At 44.1% G+C, this 18691-nt stretch carries 17 protein-coding genes; 15 read left to right on the top strand and 2 right to left on the bottom strand.

Annotation, left to right across the window (positions count from 1 at the left end; translation table 11 throughout):
* The first annotated feature begins 4 nt into the window (after nt 1-4).
* The 11 genes from priA to spoVM all read left to right on the top strand — a co-directional run bounded on the left by priA (nt 5) and on the right by spoVM (nt 12049).
* Nucleotides 5-2590: a primosomal protein N' gene (gene priA / locus H9647_RS07250; protein WP_191799081.1), complete on the top strand. Its 2586-nt coding sequence runs from the start codon at nt 5-7 to the stop codon at nt 2588-2590.
* Between the two features lie 63 nt (nt 2591-2653).
* Nucleotides 2654-3145: a peptide deformylase gene (gene def, locus H9647_RS07255; RefSeq protein WP_160033598.1), complete on the top strand. Its 492-nt coding sequence runs from the start codon at nt 2654-2656 to the stop codon at nt 3143-3145.
* 4 nt (nt 3146-3149) lie between these two features.
* A complete protein-coding gene (fmt, locus tag H9647_RS07260) occupies nt 3150-4112 on the top strand; it encodes a methionyl-tRNA formyltransferase (protein ID WP_191799082.1) in 963 nt (320 codons plus the stop codon).
* Nucleotides 4109-5524: a 16S rRNA (cytosine(967)-C(5))-methyltransferase RsmB gene (rsmB, locus tag H9647_RS07265; protein ID WP_404822592.1), complete on the top strand. Its 1416-nt coding sequence runs from the start codon at nt 4109-4111 to the stop codon at nt 5522-5524. The genes fmt and rsmB overlap by 4 nt, the downstream gene beginning before the upstream one ends.
* A 284-nt stretch (nt 5525-5808) precedes the next feature.
* Nucleotides 5809-6849 carry a 23S rRNA (adenine(2503)-C(2))-methyltransferase RlmN gene (gene rlmN, locus H9647_RS07270; RefSeq protein WP_191799083.1) on the top strand — a complete coding sequence of 347 codons (1041 nt, stop codon included), beginning with the start codon at nt 5809-5811 and terminating at the stop codon, nt 6847-6849.
* Nucleotides 6850-6863: 14 nt separating this feature from the next.
* Nucleotides 6864-7640 carry a Stp1/IreP family PP2C-type Ser/Thr phosphatase gene (locus H9647_RS07275; RefSeq protein ID WP_191799449.1) on the top strand — a complete coding sequence of 259 codons (777 nt, stop codon included), beginning with the start codon at nt 6864-6866 and terminating at the stop codon, nt 7638-7640.
* Nucleotides 7637-9865, top strand: a complete 2229-nt coding sequence (gene pknB, locus H9647_RS07280) for a Stk1 family PASTA domain-containing Ser/Thr kinase (RefSeq protein ID WP_191799084.1) — start codon at nt 7637-7639, stop codon at nt 9863-9865. Before H9647_RS07275 ends, pknB begins: the two co-directional genes overlap by 4 nt.
* A 99-nt stretch (nt 9866-9964) precedes the next feature.
* Nucleotides 9965-10876, top strand: a complete 912-nt coding sequence (gene rsgA, locus H9647_RS07285) for a ribosome small subunit-dependent GTPase A (RefSeq protein WP_191799085.1) — start codon at nt 9965-9967, stop codon at nt 10874-10876.
* Between the two features lie 2 nt (nt 10877-10878).
* Nucleotides 10879-11541: a ribulose-phosphate 3-epimerase gene (gene rpe, locus H9647_RS07290; RefSeq protein WP_191799086.1), complete on the top strand. Its 663-nt coding sequence runs from the start codon at nt 10879-10881 to the stop codon at nt 11539-11541.
* A 2-nt stretch (nt 11542-11543) separates the two neighbouring features.
* A complete protein-coding gene (locus tag H9647_RS07295) occupies nt 11544-11804 on the top strand; it encodes a hypothetical protein (protein ID WP_160033586.1) in 261 nt (86 codons plus the stop codon).
* A 167-nt stretch (nt 11805-11971) separates the two neighbouring features.
* A complete protein-coding gene (gene spoVM / locus H9647_RS07300) occupies nt 11972-12049 on the top strand; it encodes a stage V sporulation protein SpoVM (RefSeq protein ID WP_091159225.1) in 78 nt (25 codons plus the stop codon).
* Between the two features lie 137 nt (nt 12050-12186).
* On the opposite strand, the gene rpmB is transcribed toward spoVM, so the two are convergent.
* On the bottom strand, nt 12187-12375 hold the full coding sequence (rpmB, locus tag H9647_RS07305) for a 50S ribosomal protein L28 (RefSeq protein ID WP_047910965.1): 189 nt from the start codon (nt 12373-12375) through the stop codon (nt 12187-12189).
* Between the two features lie 331 nt (nt 12376-12706).
* Between rpmB and H9647_RS07310 the strand changes: the two genes are divergently transcribed.
* From H9647_RS07310 to H9647_RS07325, 4 genes are all read left to right on the top strand, one after another.
* Nucleotides 12707-14488, top strand: coding sequence for a DAK2 domain-containing protein (locus tag H9647_RS07310; RefSeq protein ID WP_191799087.1), 1782 nt, complete (start codon nt 12707-12709; stop codon nt 14486-14488).
* A gap of 24 nt (nt 14489-14512) precedes the next feature.
* Nucleotides 14513-15373, top strand: coding sequence for a DegV family protein (locus H9647_RS07315; protein WP_191799088.1), 861 nt, complete (start codon nt 14513-14515; stop codon nt 15371-15373).
* A gap of 15 nt (nt 15374-15388) precedes the next feature.
* On the top strand, nt 15389-17434 hold the full coding sequence (recG, locus tag H9647_RS07320) for an ATP-dependent DNA helicase RecG (protein WP_191799089.1): 2046 nt from the start codon (nt 15389-15391) through the stop codon (nt 17432-17434).
* Nucleotides 17435-17521: 87 nt separating this feature from the next.
* Nucleotides 17522-17809, top strand: coding sequence for a stage VI sporulation protein F (locus tag H9647_RS07325; protein WP_160033578.1), 288 nt, complete (start codon nt 17522-17524; stop codon nt 17807-17809).
* 153 nt (nt 17810-17962) lie between these two features.
* Here the strand turns inward: H9647_RS07325 and H9647_RS07330 are convergent, their stop codons facing one another.
* Nucleotides 17963-18637: an SOS response-associated peptidase gene (locus tag H9647_RS07330; protein ID WP_191799090.1), complete on the bottom strand. Its 675-nt coding sequence runs from the start codon at nt 18635-18637 to the stop codon at nt 17963-17965.
* Between the last annotated feature and the right edge of the window lie 54 nt (nt 18638-18691).

Here is an 18691-nt window from a genome sequence, read left to right on the forward strand (position 1 = left end):
ACCCTTGAAGATTGCGAAAGTAATCGTGGATGTACCAGCCAAGGATACTGACCGCGAATTCGATTATCTCATTCCGGAATCCCTCTTAGGCTGGGTCGAAGTAGGAAGCAGGGTGGGAGTCCCTTTTGGCCATCGAACAGTTCAAGGGTTTGTAATCTCGATCGCGGATCATACAAACACTACTTTCAAGTTGAAGCCAATTGGAGAATTACTTGATCTTGTACCTCCGCTTTCACCTGATCTCATTGAACTCGCAGGATGGATGAGCAAGCGATATGCTTCCAATCGAATTCTTACGCTGCAGGCAATGATCCCGACGGCTCTAAAAGGAAAGGCTAAGCGTTATATCTCTGTCAACAGTGAGGCACAGGAACAATCCGCCGCAGATCCTAATAAGGATAAGGATTCATCTGTACCTAGGCTTACAGACAAGACGGACAACGTATTATTTGATCTGCCCGAAGATAATGAAGAATTCAAAGTGAAAAATGAAATTATTCGATATGTTCGAAGTAAGGAACAAGTAACATTAGATCATTTAGGTAAACGTTATCCTGAAGACGCTGACCTTATTAAGGAACTGCTTCTTACGGGTGTGCTTCAAGAGAACCAGTCGATTAAGGATAAGCTGCAGAAAAAAACATTGCGATCTATTGACCTCGCTGTCTCATTAGAAGAAGCAGAAGCTGCTCTTGCCGATTTTCCGGCAAAGGGAAAACGACAAAAAGAAGTGCTTTCTTATTTGGTGGAGATGAGCTCTTTTCTACCCATGGCATTAAAAGAAGTACTCTCTGGCTTACAGGTCTCTGCGGGTACGGTGAAGGGTCTAGAGGATAAAGGCCTTATTGTACTTGAAGATGTCGAAGTGTTTCGTGATCCCTATAAGGGCCGCCACTTCACACCTACCCAGCCGCTATCCCTAACTTTGGAACAGCAGGCTGTATATCATAAGATTGTGGAGAAATTGGACGAGCGCAAACAAGGTGTATTCCTTTTGCATGGAGTAACCGGAAGCGGAAAAACAGAAGTGTATTTACAGACAATACAGCGGGCGATTGAGCAAGATCGCCAGGCGATCGTCCTCGTCCCGGAAATATCACTCACCCCTCAGATGGTAGAGCGATTTAAGGGGCGTTTTGGTGATCAGGTGGCTGTTATGCACAGCAGACTCTCTGGCGGAGAAAGATACGATGAATGGCGTAAAATTCGTGAAGGTAAGGCAAAAGTAGCCGTTGGAGCTCGCTCCGCAGTATTTGCCCCTTTTGAACAACTTGGTCTCATTATCATTGATGAAGAACACGAGACTTCTTATAAACAAGAAGAAACGCCGAAGTATCACGCAAGAGATGTAGCGGTTGAACGTGCTCGTCAGCATGGAGCTGTCGTTATTCTTGGCTCAGCAACTCCTTCAATGGAAAGTTATTACGCTGCAAAATCCCAAAGTAATGATGAATTTGCTCCGGTTCTGCTCGAGATGCCTACGCGTGCGCTGGGTAATGAACTGCCTGTTGTTCACATTGTAGATATGAGAGAAGAACTCAAAGATGGCAACCGTTCCATGTTCAGCCGGGCTCTACACAAAGGGATTGCCGAGCGTATTGAAAAGGGTGAACAGACGGTATTGCTATTGAATCGAAGAGGTTATTCTACCTTTGTAATGTGCCGTAGCTGTGGGTATGTAGCAACCTGTCCTGAATGTGATATTTCGTTAACTTATCATCAGCGGTCAAATAATATGAGGTGTCACTATTGCGGATATGCTGAAGTGGTCCCAGAGGTTTGTCCTGACTGCGGGAGTGAACATATCCGTTACTTTGGAACCGGTACGCAGCGGGTAGAAGAAGAACTGGCGAAGTTGTTCCCTGGCGTTCGTGTGATCCGTATGGATGTAGATACAACAACAGAAAAAGGATCTCACGAAAAACTGCTGAAAGCATTTCGGGAGAAGAAAGCCGATATTTTGCTTGGTACGCAGATGGTAGCAAAAGGGCTTGATTTTCCAGATGTAACTCTCGTCGGTGTAATTACGGCCGACTCGGCGTTGAATTTACCTGATTTTCGCGCTGCGGAGAAAACATTCCAATTGCTGACTCAAGTCGCAGGCCGAGCAGGCAGGCATCAACTGCCTGGGGAAGTATTTGTTCAGTCATACACGCCAGAACATTATTCTATCATTCATGCAAGCAAACATGATTTCAACCATTTTATTAGGGAAGAATTAAAGCATCGCAAGATTTTGCAATATCCTCCTTATTGCCGTCTGATCCTCGTCACATTCTCACATGAACAGATTCCACTGCTTGTGCGAGCTGCCGAGAACTATACTAGAATGCTCAAGGAACAGGCTCAGAAGCGAGGGCTGCTTGGGAGTCTGGATAAATTCAGCGCAGACGCTTTGGATGTGCTTGGACCGGTAGCCTCTCCGATGGCGAGACTGAAAAATAGATACAGATTTCAATGTATGGTAAAATGGCGTGGTGATATAGATGCTATCGGACTTGTTCGTGACATCGCTCGTCATATGGAACAAGATTTTCAAGGAAAAGATTTACTGATTAGTATAGATGTTGACCCGCAAATGCTGATGTAAGCCAAGCGGTTTGATCATAGAATAAAACATAACTTATAAGCGTATAGGATGGTGTCCATAAAGATGTCAATTCGATTAATTGTAAAAGAACCTGATGATGTTTTGCGTAAAGTTGCGAAAGAAGTTACTAAAATCACGCCAAACGTTCAAAAACTGCTGGATGATATGGCCGATACAATGTATGACGCTGAAGGGGTAGGTCTTGCTGCTCCGCAAGTAGGAATTTTGAAACGACTCATCGTTATTGATACAGGAGATGATCACGGTCTAATTAAGATGATTAATCCGGAGATCGTATCCAAAGAAGGAGAGCAATTTGGTCCCGAAGGTTGTCTGAGTATTCCTGGTTATAACGGAGATGTACGCCGTGCAGAGACGGTAACGGTAAAAGGACTGGATCGTGAAGGCAAAGAAATTACGATTACAGGAAGCGGTCTGCTTGCACGTGCTTTCCAACATGAAATCGATCATTTAAACGGAGTTCTGTTCACAGATCTTGCTGAAAAAATATATGAAATCGGAGCAGATTTGCCGAATCGTAGCAACAGGGGGTAAGGATATGAATATTGTTTTTATGGGAACACCTGATTTTGCAGTGCCTGCACTTGAAAAGTTGCTGGCGGAAGGGTATTCCGTAAAACTCGTAGTAACTCAGCCTGATAAACCGCAAGGACGCAAAAAAATATTAACCCCAACTCCTGTAAAAGAGGCTGCGCTGAAACATGGGATTCCTGTGTTTCAGCCTCGCCGTCTTCGTGATGAAGAATCGGTGGCAGAACTTGCAAAGTGGGAGCCGGATCTGATTGTGACGGCTGCTTTCGGTCAGATTTTGCCTAAAGCTGTTCTGGACATGCCGAAGTACGGATGTGTTAATGTTCATGGTTCTCTATTGCCAAAATATCGCGGCGGAGCTCCAATCCAGCGTTCGATTATTAACGGGGAAAAGGTTACAGGAGTTACGCTGATGTATATGGCGGAAGGTCTCGACACGGGGGATATGATCTCCAAAGTGGAAGTTCCGATTACGGACGAAGATACGTCAGGTACGATGTTTGCCAAGCTGAGCGAAGCGGGATCTGATCTGCTTCTCCGCGAAATGCCTAATCTAATCAGCGGTAAAGTAAAGGCTATTCCGCAAAATGATGAGGAAGCGACTTACGCGAAGAACTTGACAAGAGAAGATGAGAAGATTGATTGGGCGCGTTCTGCAAGAGAGATTTACGACCAAATTCGTGGTCTTGTTCCTTATTCAGGGGCTTTTACCCTGTGGGACGAGCAGGTATTTAAAGTGTGGTCGGCGGTAAATCCTTTGGCGTTGCCGGAAGAGTATAAAAATGCATCGAGCGGACAAAAAGAAGTCGAAGCGGGAACCGTACTTTCCTTATCTAACCTTGGTATCGAAGTGAAGACTTCAGATGGTTCGTTATGGCTTCGCGAAGTACAGCCTGCAGGTAAAAAAGCGATGCAAGCTTCTGATTTCGCTCGCGGCGGATCTCTCAAAATAGGGACGGTGTTGAAGTGAAGTCATCTGAGCAGCATAAGGTAGGTAAGAAACAGTCGGCTCCTTCTGCACCTAAGAAACGGAATATAACGAGTCGTGAAGCTGCGATGAACATTTTGACCGCAGTGGAAGAAGAAGGAGCATACAGTAATCTGCTCTTGAATCAGGTATTAAAAGGCGCAAATCTAAGTCCTGCTGATGCAGGTCTTGCTACTGAACTTGTATACGGAACGATAGCACGGCGTAACACATTAGACTATTTCCTGGAGTCCTATGTTGCGAAAGGTTTAAAAAAACTAACCCCTTGGGTTCGGAATTTGCTCCGTCTTAGTCTGTATCAAATTTTATACCTTGACCGGATTCCTGATCACGCAGCAGTCAGTGAAGCAGTAAACATTGCGAAACGCAAAGGTCATCAAGGCATTTCAGGTATGGTGAATGGGGTGCTGCGTAACATGCTTCGGAATCTTGATCAGTTAAAAGTTCCAGAAGATTTACCAGCAGTCAAACGTATTGCCCTGACACACTCACACCCAGAATGGTTGGTGAAACGATGGGTCGCCCAGTACGGAGAGCATACAGCCGAAGCAATGTGCCGTGCCAATAACGAAGCGCCGCCAGTCAGTGTTCGTGTCAATACGACCATGATTTCCCGCGACAAATTAATGCAAGAGATGGAAGAAGCGGGTCATATCGTAGTGCCGTCCATGATCAGCAAAGACGGAATTATTGTATCAAGTGGCGGTAACATGGCACTTACCTCTTGGTATAAAGATGGTATGTTGTCTGTACAGGACGAAAGTTCAATGCTTGTGGCCGAGGCGGTAGAACCAAAACCCGGAATGACTGTGCTGGATTGCTGCGCTGCACCGGGAGGCAAAACCTCTCACATAGGTGAGAAGATGCAGGACCAAGGTTCTATTATTGCGAACGACATTCATCCTCATAAGGTGAAATTAATTCAGGATCAAGCAGATCGGCTAGGCCTCGGAAGTATTGAAACGGTATGTCACGATGCTTTGGATCTGGATGAGAATTATCCGGTGGCTTCTTTTGACCGGATTTTGCTTGATGCTCCTTGTACAGGCTTCGGAGTCATTCGGCGCAAACCGGATCTTCGCTGGGCGAAATCGCCGGAGGATGTTGAATCGATTAGCAGTTTGCAGAGCGAACTTCTCAGCCGGGTGTCCAAGCTTCTTAAGCCAGGTGGTATATTAGTCTATAGCACTTGTACTACGGAGCCTAAAGAAAATGACCAAGTTGTCTGTGAGTTTCTATCAACACACCCTGATTATGCAGCGGTGGGACCTGCGGAGAGCATGAACGAAGAGGTCAAAGCCTGTGTTACTGAAGAGGGATATGGAATTCAGATTCTTCCTCAGAACTTTAACAGTGATGGTTTTTATATCGCCAGATTAAAACGTCTTGTATAGCTCATGTAGAAAAAAAGGATGTTGTATCCTTACCTGATGTCTGCTAAGCTTTATAAGATTTTATACCATAGATAAATGATTGCCGCTGTAAACCGTAAGGTTTAGGCGGCTTCTTGTTGCTTTTAAGAAGCTTGGTAAGTGGCAAATCATATTCACGTGTGACAGGCTGTAACATCAGCTTTCATGGATGAATGCGGGATTATATGTTAAAATGGGTAGAATGATAAGATGACAATGTTTTGCTTTACGATACTTTATTTAAGAAAGAACAGGTGTTGAAAATAATGACTAAGCCTTTTATATATGATTACACGCTCGAAGAGCTAGAAGCGTGGGCTCAAGAGAATGGTGAACCTAAATTCCGTGCTGCGCAAATATACGATTGGATCTATGTTAAACGTGTAAATGACTTCGCAGAGATGACGAATCTTTCGAAAGCACTGCGTGAAAAACTTAATGATCAGTTCCAGTTTGTTACGCTGCGTGAAATTACTAAATTTGAGTCTAAAGATGGAACCGTTAAGTTCCTATTCGGACTCCATGATGATCACGCAATTGAAACAGTAATCATGAAACATAATTATGGAAATAGTGTTTGTGTAACTACGCAGGTTGGATGCCGTGTAGGTTGTACTTTCTGTGCATCCACACTCGGGGGACTGAAACGTAACCTTACTGCAGGTGAAATTATTGCTCAGGTAGTTCGTTCTCAGCAAATTTTGGATGAGCGCGGCGAACGTGTAAGCAGTATCGTTATTATGGGTACAGGTGAACCGTTTGAGAACTATGATGAGACGATGAAATTCCTTAGAACGATGATTCATGAAAAAGGACTAAATATCGGACAACGTCATATTACTGTCTCTACAAGTGGTATTGTTCCTAATATTTATCAATTCGCGGATGAAGACACGCAGATTAATCTCGCGATTTCCATTCATGCGCCAAATGATAAATTACGCTCCAAACTCATGCCGGTTAACCGCCGTTTTCCTTTTGATGATGTAATGGAATCTTTGCGTTATTATCAAGCAAAAACAGGACGCCGAATTACTTTTGAATACGCGCTTATCGGTGGGGTTAATGACCAGCCTGAACATGCAGAGGAACTCGCAAGTGTAATTAAAGACATGATATGTCACGTAAACCTGATTCCGGTTAACCATGTACCGGAAAGAAAATACGTAAGAACTGCTCGTAAAGACATATTCCAGTTCCAAAAAATCCTTGCTGATCAAGGAATTAATGTAACAATTCGTCGAGAGCAAGGACACGATATAGCGGCAGCATGCGGACAGCTGCGGGCTAAGCACATGGAAGCATGAGGTGAGTGATGAAGGTGATGAATACAGTACATGTCAGCCACGTAGGGCGGGTTCGTTCCGTGAATGAAGATTCAGCCTGGGTCCGCCAATTAGATCAAGGTTATATTCTTGGTATTGTAGCGGATGGCATGGGAGGTCATCTGGCTGGGGATACAGCGAGTCGTCTCGCTGTAGAAACCGTCTCACAGGACCTGTCCGGGCTTGAGACTGAACTGCCTTTATCGACACTGTCAGCTGCGCTCAGTGATGCAATTCTGCATGCGAATGAGGTAATTTTTCGTCAGGCTGCAGAAAATGAAAAATTCCATAATATGGGAACCACTGTTGTTGCTGTTCTGATGAGCGATTCGGCAGGGGTTATAGGCCATATTGGAGATAGCAGAGCTTATCTTATATCAGATCGTAAAATAGTGCAGCTGACGGAGGATCATACTCTTGTAAATGAGCTGTTTAAAAACGGTCAGATCAGTGAAGAAGAAGTTCAAGTTCATCCACTTAAAAATGTCGTCACGAGAGCGCTTGGTACAGATGAGGAAGTAGATGTAGATCTCTACTCCGTCCACATGGAACCAGGAGATGTACTGATGCTTTGCAGTGACGGATTAAGTAATATGGTCAGCAGTGAACAGATCCTTACGATTGTCGGACAAGCAGATCTTCTACTGTCTGAACGGGCGGAAAGACTGCTTCAACTGGCACTACTTGCTGGCGGGGATGATAATATAACGGTTGCCCTTTTTGAGATGCCCGAAGCGGTAGCTAGCGGCAAGGAACAGGGGGGTAACATATGATTGGACACCAGCTTGGCGGTCGTTATGAAGTAATAGAACGCATTGGCGGGGGCGGCATGGCCTTAGTATACAAGGCTCAAGATATTTTGCTGAACCGTAATGTTGCAATTAAAGTTCTTCGCCAACAGTTTGTACATGATGAAGAATTTATTAGACGTTTTCGTAGAGAAGCTCAATCGGCTGCTTCTTTATCTCATCCCAATGTAGTCAGTATTTACGATGTGGGTCAAGAAGACGAAATTCATTACATCGTAATGGAATATATTGAAGGACAGAACTTAAACGAAATTATTAAAGAACGTGCGCCACTGCAGGTTGAGGAAGCGGTAAGAATTGCTTGTCAGATTGCGGATGCACTGGATCATGCACATCATAACCAGATTATTCATCGCGACATTAAGCCGCATAATATTTTGATTGGCAGAAACGGCCGAGTAAAAGTGACAGACTTTGGGATCGCTCGAGCTGTAACTTCTACGACAATAACACAAACCGGTTCGGTTGTTGGTTCGGTTCATTATTTCTCACCTGAACATGCTAAAGGGGTAGTAACTGGTGAAAAATCAGATCTATACTCGCTTGGTATTGTTCTATATCAAATGCTCACAGGGCAGCTTCCTTTCTTAGGGGAAAGTCCCATCAGCGTTGCCCTCAAACATCTTCAAGAAGATTTTGAGGAACCGAGACTTTTGAATCCGCTGATTCCGCAAAGTGTTGAAAATATTATTCTCAAATCGATGCGTAAAGATCCAAATGAGCGATATCAATCGGCTCTGGAGATGCAGACAGATCTTGAGACTTGTTTGTTTCCTGATCGGCTCGAGGAACCGAAGATGATGTTTGACGATGAGTTTGATATCGATCAAACGCGAGTCATTCCTGCTATCAAACCAGAACAGTATACTGCTGTTAATACAGATGCAGCGGGGATAGATCCGGAGCGCGCAGATCAGAAAGCGAAGCCAAATAAGAAATCGAAGAAAAGGGCAACTTTTTGGGTAACATTAACTCTCATTGTCCTTGTAGCCCTTGCCGGAGTCGTCTTTTATGTAGAGAAAGTACTTGTTGTTCCAAATGTACCTGTTCCTAATGTCATTTCTTTGGACGAAGATGCGGCGAGAAAGCTTCTTACGGAAAGTGGACTTGAAGTCGATGAAGTATCTGAAAAATACAAAGAGGGAGTCGATCCTGGAATTGTATTTGAACAGAGTAAACCAGAAGGCAGTCTTGTTAAAAAAGGTTCCTTAATTGATCTGACCGTTGGTGCTGAAAAACCACAGGAACAAATGGTCGATGTAACGGGAGAAAATTACGAAGACGCTGTTCAAAAATTACTGGCTCTTAATATAAAAAATGATAATCAGATCAAAAAAGAAGAAAGTTTCAGCGATGAGGTTGTAGGGACGGTCATAAGTCAGTCGATTGCGCCAGGGGCCGAATTTGATCCAGATACAGCTGAAATTGTTCTTACCGTCAGTAAAGGCCCAGAACTAATATTGATGCCTGATCTGATTAATAAATCGCGTTCTGAAGCTGAAAAACTGATTAAGGATAACAACTTGAAACTTGCTGAAGTCAAAGAAGAATCAAGTTTTCAAGTGGAAAAAGGTAAAGTTACACAGCAGTGGCCCGTTGATGCGGGATCTTCCATTGCGCCAGGTACAGAGATTACAATCTATGTAAGTACCGGGTATTCGCCGGAAACGATTGAATATACGTTCACATTCCCTATTGCTCCTAGCGAAGAGGGAACGAACAATAAGATTCGAATTGTATACACGGATGCTCGAGGAGAAAACCAAGAATGGGGCACCAAAACGATTAATAAAGTACAAACCTTCTCTGTTCCACTCGTGCTTGCTCCGAACCGTGATGGATATGTAACCGTTCATCGTGATGGAATATTAGACGATACTTACAAGGTAGGATACTTTGACGCCAAGAACGGCAATGTAGAGATCCCTGAGATCAAATCGAATTCTGAGCCGGAAGAAGGCGGAGGAGGAGATGAAGGACCGGGTACCCCTGCAAAAGAGCCAGAAAAAGATACTACGGCTAATCATAATAACGGTAATGGTAACGGTAATGATAATGGTAAAGAGAACAATAGTGAGAAGAATGACAATAAGGGTAATAATGGAGAGAACGGAAACGATAAGAACGATGATCAAGGTAACGGTCAGGGAGATGAAGATCCATCCGATAATGAGGATGGTGATGAGTGATTGATGAAATATGAGTATACACTCTTCATTTCAGGCGCCGAATAGGCGCCTGTTCTTATATTCCGTAGCAATATTAAATGTCTAAAGGACGGTGGATTCATGCTCGATGGAGTTATTATTAAAGCATTAAGCGGATATTATTATGTTAAGCCACTTGGGGAGGATGGAGCTCCGATCGATTCGGAATCCTCCGTTCAATGCCGGGGGCGAGGGGTCTTCAAAAATAGAGGCATCTCCCCGCTGGTAGGCGACCGAGTAAAGTATGTTCTTACCGAAAATGGAGAAGGAACGGTTACTGAAGTTTTGCCCAGAAAGACAGAATTGATCCGGCCGCCAATGGCAAATGCTCGTCTTGCCGTACTTGTATTTTCATTAAAAGAACCAGAAATGAATGTTCAGCTGCTTGATAAATTTTTGGTACACATTGAGCAAGCGGGTCTGGATGCTATCATATGTCTGACGAAGAGTGACTTGGTGGATGAAAAAAGTGAACAAAAATATAAAGAAATTATTCAAATCTATAAGAAAATCGGCTACGAGGTCATTCGTACAAGTTCTAGGGAAGGTCTTGGTTTTAACGAGCTGAAGGAACATCTTGCTGGTGAAATCAGTGTATTTTCAGGACAATCCGGTGTAGGGAAATCATCGCTGTTAAATGCAATGATGCCGGGACTTACTCTTGAAACAAACGAAATCAGCATGAAACTTGGCCGGGGGAAACATACCACACGTCATGTGGAGCTGATCCCACTCGATAACGGTGGATTCGTTGCTGATACCCCAGGCTTTAGTCAGCTGGATTTCCTTGAGATTGGTGTGGAAGAGCTCGGAGAGTGTTTCCGTGAGTTCCGTGAATACTCAGGCGGATGTAAATTCAGAGGGTGTACACATACGCATGAACCAGGCTGTGAAGTGATTCGTGCCAAAGCAGATGGCCTGATTGCTGAAAGCAGATATCATCATTACGTTCAATTTTTAGAAGAAATGAAGGACAAGAAGCGGAGGTACTAACTATGACAATTAAAATCGCACCATCTATCCTATCCTCAGATTTTGCACGCCTTGGAGCTGAAGTAGCAGAAGCAGAAGCTTCTGGTGCGGATTGGATCCACGTTGATGTTATGGACGGACATTTTGTTCCTAATATTACGCTTGGACCACCGATTGTAAAAGCGATTAAACCACATACAAGTCTCCTGCTGGATGTACATTTAATGATTGAAAATCCAGAACTTTATATTGAAGACTTTGTAAAAGCAGGAGCAGGTATGATTACGGTACATGCGGAGGCCTGTGTTCATCTGCACCGTGTAATTCATATGATTAAGGAACATGGCATTATGGCAGGCGTAGCGCTCAACCCAGGCACTCCTGCAGCTCATGTACAAGAAGTTCTGGATGACGTAGATATGGTGCTGGTTATGACCGTGAACCCTGGTTTTGGAGGACAAGCATTTATTCCAGGCACAATACGTAAAATCCGCGAAATTCGCAGCTCGTTACGTGAAAGAGGACGTGCTGATGTTCATATTGAAGTAGATGGAGGAATTACGAAGGAGACGGCACCACTTGTAGTGGAGGCAGGAGCAGACGTACTCGTTGCTGGCAGTGCTGTATTTGGAAGAGAAGATCGTGCAGAAGCGATTACTGAGATACGTCAAAGCCTCGGAGGATAAAAATGACCTTTAAAGAAGCAATGTGGACTTCGCTTATTAGTCTAGTTACGGGAACTTTATTAGGTTCCTTTGCATTACTCCCTTCTCCTATTAATGCAGTCGTATCGCTTCTTGGTGTTATTCTTGTGATTTGGTTTTTTCGTAAGTTTGAGCGAAAAGGGATTCGCATTACTTTTGTTATTTTTACTGCGGTATATTACTTACTATTTATCTTATTATGGTCGGCATATACTTTTATCAAAATGAATCCGCCGCAGGTTTAAGCAAAGCTTGTGGCATAGCAAGAGAATATTCTGCATAAATATGGTTACATGAGCGCGATTCTCATGTAGCCTTTTTCGTATAATCCTGGTTTGAGATCTAAAGCGAATAGGAAGGCTTCTGGTACGATAAAAGGTGGAGCGCATGAGGATGATGGGGAGGGTTAAGTATGAAATTCTACACGTTTAAGCTTCCAAAGTTTTTAGGAGGTTTTGTAAAAGCGATCCTAAACACGTTCCAGAAATAAAATCGGCTTGAAGTGTGTCCATTTTACGCTGAGAAGAGCTGGCATAGGAAGGGTCGCCGGAAATCCAGACATGAAAAAAGCACCTAGTCAGAAGGCGAGGTGCTTTTTGTCTTTGTATTCTATAGACGTAGCTAAGATTATACGCGAGTTACTTTACCGGCTTTCAGAGCACGGGTGCTAACATAAACGCGTTTTGGCTTACCGTCCACCAGAATGCGAACTTTTTGAACGTTTACGCCCCAGGAACGGCGGTTACGGTTGTTAGCGTGAGAAACATGGTTACCGCTACCCGGTTTTTTACCTGTCACATAACATTTGCGAGACATAGATTACACCTCCTATTCTGAAAGTAACCGTTATCCGCAAGGTCAATGGTTGTACTTCAGACCAAATTTGGCCATACTTAATCCAATACACCTGCATAAAACAATACTTAAATATAATATCACATAAGAAAAAGCTTAGTCAACATAAACAAAAACTTTATTTATTTCTCTTCATGATTATAGTACAATGAGGTATAGTCCATAATACTGCGGAAAGACCGCTGTCGCTTGAGTCACTACTCAGCGGAACAACGGATGTTAGAGCTTTTCTCGAAGGCACCAGCCTTCTTAGAGCAAGCTCCCGCATCAAGCTAGGAAGGGGAATTCTCACTTGAGTAAACGTTCTTTAAATGGAACAGATTTCTACGCGATGGTTTTAGCCGGAGCGGATCAATTGCATAAGCATGCTGAACACGTCAATTCCCTCAATGTATTTCCTGTTCCAGACGGAGATACGGGTACAAATATGAATTTGACAATGAGTGCCGGAGTGGCTGAACTTAAAAGAAACAGCTCTAGTTCCATCGGAAGCTGTGCAGGGATTTTATCGAAAGGCCTGCTGATGGGCGCACGGGGGAACTCGGGTGTGATTTTGTCGCAGTTGTTCCGTGGCTTCAGTCGTTACGCTGCTCCATACGAGGAGCTGAATACGATTCAATTTGCTGCTGCCCTTCAAAGCGGTGTGGATACCGCATATAAGGCTGTAGTAAAACCAGTAGAAGGTACAATCCTCACGGTTGCCAAGGAAGCGGCAAAGCATGCGACTTATTATGCTCGTCGAACCAATGACGTTACTGAACTTATGAGTGAAGTATTAAAAAAAGCAAATGAAACTCTTGCCTTAACACCGGAAATGCTTCCTGTACTTAAACAGGTAGGTGTTGTTGATTCCGGCGGAAAAGGACTTGTATATATTTATGAAGGATTTATGGAGTACTTATTAGGCGGAACTGCCGAAACAGATTCTAAAGTTCAACCTGCTAAGGAAATGACTCCACCGGCTCCTGCTGCAAAAACGATGCCAACGGCACCTTCGGCTCATCGTGAACTTCCTAACACAGCGCAAGCTAGACTGGAGACTGAGGATATTGAGTTCCTTTACGATATGGAATTTTTCATTAACCGTCAGTTAGGTGATGCACAGGGAACGCCATTCGATGAGGAATATTTCAGGAAAGCGTTGTCAGTAAATGGAGATTCAATCATTATTATCTCAGATGATGAAGTCATTAAAGTACATGTTCACTCCAAGACACCAGGTGATGTACTCAACTTAGCGCTTCAATACGGAGAAATAACACAAATTCATATCCTTAACATGCGAGAACAGCACCGTGATTTATTGACAGCTGGTATGGATGCTGCTACAGAGCCAGGGCTCTTTGCGGATATTCCGTTGGAACAAGAGATTACTCCAGAACTGTCAATACCGCCGGCAGATGAAATTGCTCCATTTGGCTTTATTGCTGTTTCTTCTGGCCAAGGGATCGAAGAGGTATTCAAAAGTCTTGGAGTAGATATTGTTCTATCCGGTGGACAAACCATGAATCCGAGTACAGAAGATTTTGTGAAAGCCATTCATTCCATCGACGCAGAACATGTATTTATTCTGCCGAATAACTCAAACATTGTTCTTGCTGCTAAACAGGCAAGAGATTTGCTAGAAGGAGAGCGTCTTGTTACCGTCATTCCAAGCAAGACGATTCCGCAAGGGATTTCCGCTGCTTTTGCTTTCCAGGAAGATGAAAGTGCAGAATCCAATGAAGAGAACATGTTAGAAGCTATTGCTCATGTTCGTTCTGGTCAAGTCACCTATGCGGTAAGAGACACGGTATTCGATGATCTTGAGATTAAAGCAGGACACTTTATTGGTATTCATGATTCCAAAATTGTGGCTACCGAGGAAGGTCTCGTTCCTACTTGTGAGCAGCTGCTGAGCAAGATGATTGAGAGCGGTGATGAAGTAATTACAATACTGTCAGGTGAAGAAGCCGATGAGGCAGATACAGAGCGTCTAGCATCATGGCTTACTGCTGAATATCCAAATGCTGAGATTGAAGTACACGAAGGCGGTCAGCCAATCTATGCCTATCTCTTCTCGGTTGAAGCTTGATCATAAATAAGGGGGTCCTTTTTCATGAGCCAAGTTTTCATTGTTACGGATAGTACTGCGGATATTCCTGATGAACTTGTTGCTAAATATCAGATTCATGTGGTTCCGCTTCGAGTCGTATTTGATCAGGAAACTTATCTTGATGGGATTGAACTCAGTCCGGCTACATTTTATGAGAAACTTGGGAATGCTAAGGTACTTCCTTCTACTTCTCAGCCTTCGCCAGTTGAGTTTATGAATGTGTATAGCCAAATTTTGAATGAGCATCCAGGCAGTCAGATTGTTTCGATCCACTTATCTTCAGGTATGAGCGGAACGTATCAATCTGCACTGCTTGGTAAATCGATGCTTGAAGATGAGCAGACGGCAGAGATTACGGTTATTGATTCTAAATCTGCCAGCTATGGATACGGGCTGCTCGTTGTACATGCGGCACAGCTGGCACAGGCGGGAAAGAATGCGCAAGAGATTGAAGCCGCTGTACTTAGGCTTCATCAGCAGCGTAAGCTGTATTTCTTAGTGGATACCTTAGAATATTTGCAAAAAGGCGGACGAATCGGAAAAGCTTCTGCTGTGTTGGGTACCTTGCTAAATATTAAGCCTGTTCTATCGATAGATGATGAGGGAATTATCTATGCTGTCGAGAAGATTAGAGGCCAGAAAAAAGCAATGGAACGCATCATTCAAATGTTTGAACAAGATTTTGCGGGAAAACGAATTAATATTGCTGTCGGTCATACAGCCAATCCTGCCTCGGCTGAAGCCTTTATCTCACTGATCCAAACCCGGTTTGAACTCGGTGAAGTGGTTTATCCGAACATTGGTGCTGTTGTTGGCACCCACGTAGGTTTTGGAACGATTGCTGTTTTTGTATGGCCGGCATAAAATGAGGGATGCTTTATGTTGTTAGAAGAAACATCGGTGAAGCAAGTTAGCGGCGTGAGTGCTCTTAAAGAAGAAGAGCTTCACGCCTTTGGCATTTATACTGTGAAAGATTTGCTTGAGTATTATCCTTTCCGTTATGAGGATTACCGTTTGCGTTCTTTAACAGAGGTGAAAGATGGGGATCGGGTAACGGTTCAGGCGAAAATCATGGGTGTACCTGTATTGCAGCGATATGGTCGCAAGTCGAGACTTACTTGCCGGATGATGGCAGAAGATTTTATGTTCTCAGCGACATGGTTTAATCGTCATTTTCTGAAAGATCAGCTAACGCCTAATCGGGAAATTACACTGACGGGAAAATGGGATCAGAAACGAATGCAGCTTACCGTCTCGGAGTCCGAATTTCCAGACAAAGGTGCAGTACGTACCGGCTCTGTGCAGCCTGTCTATTCTATAGGTGGGAAAATGACGCAGAATTGGCTGCGGAAGACCATTAACCAAGCCCTTCAGCAATTTGGTGACCTTGTACCGGAACTGCTTCCTGCTGAACTGCTTAGTAAATATAACCTCATGCCTCGTAAACGGGCTATCGCACTGATTCATCAACCTGGTGATCCGCAGTCAGGTCAAGAGGCACGTAGACGTATGGTATACGAGGAACTCTTTTTATTTCAACTAAAAATGCAGGCTTTTCGTGCTATAAATCGAGGGAAAAGTGATGGAGTCGTACATACCGTTCCCAATAGCACCATTCGAGAGTTTGTTCGCAGTTTACCTTTTGAGCTTACGGATGCTCAGAAACGAGTAGAGCTGGAAATATTGCATGATATGCGCTCTCCGCACTGCATGAACCGTTTGCTTCAAGGAGATGTTGGTTCAGGCAAAACGGTCATTGCTGCTATCGCTTTGTTCGCTGCGGTACGTTCAGGATTTCAGGGGGCATTAATGGTACCGACTGAAATACTGGCAGAACAGCATATGCGTTCGCTTGAAAAGCTATTTACTCCTTTTGATATTCAAGTGGCTCTGCTTACAGGAAGCACACCCGGCCGTAAACGAAAAGAGATTTTAGCGGGATTGCAAATGGGTCTTATCGACGTGATTGTAGGTACGCATGCTCTTATTCAGGATGATGTGTTTTTCCGAGATATTGGCCTAGTTGTTACGGATGAACAGCATAGGTTTGGGGTCAATCAGCGCAGTGTACTGCGCCGTAAAGGATACAATCCGGATGTTCTTACGATGACAGCTACACCGATTCCGAGAACACTTGCCATCACGGCCTTTGGAGATATTGATGTGTCAACCATCTCAGAACGTCCTAAAGGAAGAATCCCAATCTCTACTTACTGGGTGAAGCACGATATGATGGATCGGGTCATCGGTTTTATTACTCGAGAACTGAGTCAAGGTCGTCAAGCGTACCTGATCTGTCCTCTCATTGAGGAATCAGAGAAGCTCGACGTCCAGAACGCGATTGATCTGCATGTAGCGATGCAGCAAGCTCTTCCTCAGTATCAGGTAGGTCTTTTGCACGGGCGAATGACACCCTCAGAGAAAGAAGAGTCGATGCGGCTTTTCTATGAGAATAAGACCCAGATGCTCGTATCCACTACCGTAGTTGAGGTGGGAGTCGATGTACCTAATGCAACGCTGATGATTATTATGGATGCAGAGCGATTCGGGCTCTCTCAGCTTCATCAGCTGCGCGGACGTGTGGGAAGGGGTTCTCATGCATCGTATTGCATACTTATTGCAGATCCCAAGTCAGAGATAGGCCAAGAGCGAATGAAGGTTATGACAGAAACGGAAGATGGATTTGAAGTTTCACGACGGGATCTGGATTTGCGGGGACCAGGGGATTTCTTTGGAACGAAGCAAAGTGGTATGCCTGATTTTAAAATTGCAGACATGGTCAGTGATTTTGAAGTGCTTGAGGTAGCCCGTGATGATGCAGCTTCACTCGTATCTAGTGAATCATTCTGGACTTCCCCTGGATACGAGGCGCTGCGAGGTTTCTTGCAAAAGGAACAAATTTTCCAAGGCGATATCATGGATTAAGAATGTTTATAAAATAGAGGTCAAGTGGACGTGCACTACTCGCATATAGTAGTGAGGGACTACAATATGCGGGAGGTGTAACGTTCTTTGAGCTATCAAAAATATGGCATTAGTCCGCAGCTGGTGGAGCGCATCAAGACAAAAATGAAAAATCCGGCAGCGAAGGAACGAGTTAAATTGCTAGTTGATGGAGTTACAAAATCGGATCTTCAGAATAGTGCCAAAGTAAGACGACTGGTAAAATCGTCTGCTGCTATATTGAATGAGAAGTTTTCGCCGGCGGATGAGGAGCGTTTTGTCAAATTTGTTGTTGACCAAAAAATAGATCCGAACAATACCTTGCATCTTATTAAACTATGGGGAATGTTTCGCTGAATAGGGTGCTAGTTGATCCGTTTAAACTGTTGATCTGAAATGATGTCTTGCATTTTGTGCGGAAAAAACTACAAAAAAGAGGTGCTGAACTCATTCAGCACCTCTTTTTTTGTAGTTATCGTTTGAATTTAATCTAGGCTACGTTCGTTTTTGTTATACCGGTGAGATCAGCTCGATGCTGTCATTCGCTACCTTGCCCACGGCAGCGGACACCGGATAAGCCTGCATCTGACTCGCAGGATAGGGGACAAGCAGTGGAGATATCTCTTCTGGGCGCTGAGCCGATCGATTCAGCCACCGATCTTCCTGTCCCGCAGGGATGACAACAGGCATCCGATCATGAATCGGAGACATAAGAGAATTGGGCCTTGTGGTAATGATGGTGCAGCTGCTTACTTTTTGCCCTTCCGGGTTTATCCATATGTCATATAATCCTGCGAAACTAAAAATACCTTTGTCTTCCATTGTGAGTCGAAAGGGTACCTTTTTTCCATTCTCCTGCTTTTGCCATTCATAGAAACCATCGGCTGGTATAAGGCAGCGTTTACGAAGAAAGGACTCACGAAAGGCAGGTTTCTCGAGAAGAGTCTCGCTGCGAGCATTGATTAATTTACTGCCGATGCTGATATCTTTTGCCCAGTGAGGGATCAGTCCCCAGCGGAGTGTACCCGCTCTTCGTCTTGTACCATCATGTATAACCGCAACAACCTGCTGGGTTGGCGCAATATTATAGCGGGGGCGGTAATCTATATATTCTGGAATATCATCAAGCATATAACGAAGCATCAATTCTTCCATCGTGACACCAAGGGTGAATCTTCCGCACAAAGTTAGCACACCTTCCGTTTTTGTATCAGTATAACGTATGACTCCTTAGAAAAC

It is taken from the genome of Paenibacillus gallinarum (assembly GCF_014836635.1).
GTDB lineage: Bacteria > Bacillota > Bacilli > Paenibacillales > Paenibacillaceae > Paenibacillus > Paenibacillus gallinarum.